Annotated in this window: 2 protein-coding genes; both read right to left on the reverse strand. The window is 68.9% G+C overall.

Features of this window, described 5'->3' with window-relative positions; genetic code table 11:
• Nucleotides 1–260 precede the first annotated feature (260 nt).
• Nucleotides 261–530 (reverse strand): 30S ribosomal protein S15, encoded by a 270-nt coding sequence (gene rpsO / locus AC08ON_RS01430; protein WP_011437932.1) that lies wholly within the window; start codon nt 528–530, stop codon nt 261–263.
• Nucleotides 531–704: 174 nt separating this feature from the next.
• Nucleotides 705–1,095: riboflavin kinase (locus AC08ON_RS01435; protein ID WP_476616320.1), on the reverse strand; the 391-nt coding region annotated here is incomplete at its 5' end.

Raw genomic sequence — 1,095 nt, forward strand, 5'->3', positions numbered from 1 at the left:
CGGCCGGATCCACGCGGCCGAGCCTCTTCTACGGCCGGGTCCACGCCAACGAGGATGCCGGTGCTCAGTCGAAGTCCCCGGGTCCGGTGCCCGTACCCATCCCGGCGACCACGACCGAGGACCGGCGGCTCGCACCACCACGGACCCGGCCAGGTCCTCCACACCGCCGAGCGGACGACTCCGCCGACGGCTCGACGCATTCGGTACCTACCCCCGATGCGTCAGAGGGAGCGTCCCAGCCGGGCCGCTCCCTCTTCGCGCTACCGCCGTAGCCCGAGTCGCTCGATCAGAGCGCGGTATCGGTTGATATCCGTCTTCGCCAGGTAGTTCAGCAGCCGTCGGCGACGGCCGACGAGTAGCAGCAGACCGCGGCGGCTGTGGTGATCGTGCTTATGCACCTTGAGATGCTCGGTCAGGTCACTGATCCGACGGGTCAGCATCGCGACCTGCACCTCGGGCGAGCCCGTGTCCCGCTCGACGGTGGCGTAATCGGACATGATCTTCTGCTTGACGTCGCTCGCGAGCGGCACGCTCCACCTTCTCCTTCTGTTTCGGGACAGCGCACGTCCGGGGTCTTCCCCACCCGGATCGATCACCGGACCTCGGCATCATCGCCGTCCGGTCCGGACACACCGCACCCGCCTGACCGGGAAGCCTATCAACCCGAGGAGAGCCGCTCGGCCACCGGCGGAGTTCAGCCGAGTTCAGACGAGCAGGGTTGCCGCGCGGGTGGCCTCCACATCCGCGGCCATCTGGGTGACGAGCTCGGCCACCGAGTCGAAGCGCAGGGTCGGACGCAGCCGATGGGTGAACTCGTAGGCCATGTACTCGCCGTAGAGATCCTCGTCGAAGTCCAGGAGAAACGCTTCGACGCGCCGGTCGCGTCCCTCGAACGTCGGATTCGTACCGATCGAGATGGCGGCAGGCTGGCGGCGGCCGGACCAGCAGGCGAAGCCCGCGTACACGCCGTCCGCCGGAACGGCGGCCCACGGCGTCACCTGGATGTTCGCCGTAGGATAGCCGATGGTGCGGCCACGCGCGTCGCCGTGCACGACGACACCCTCGACCCGATGCGGCCGGTCCAGCCCGGCCGCC

The sequence above is a fragment of the Frankia sp. CoWAU3 genome, assembly GCF_977971855.1.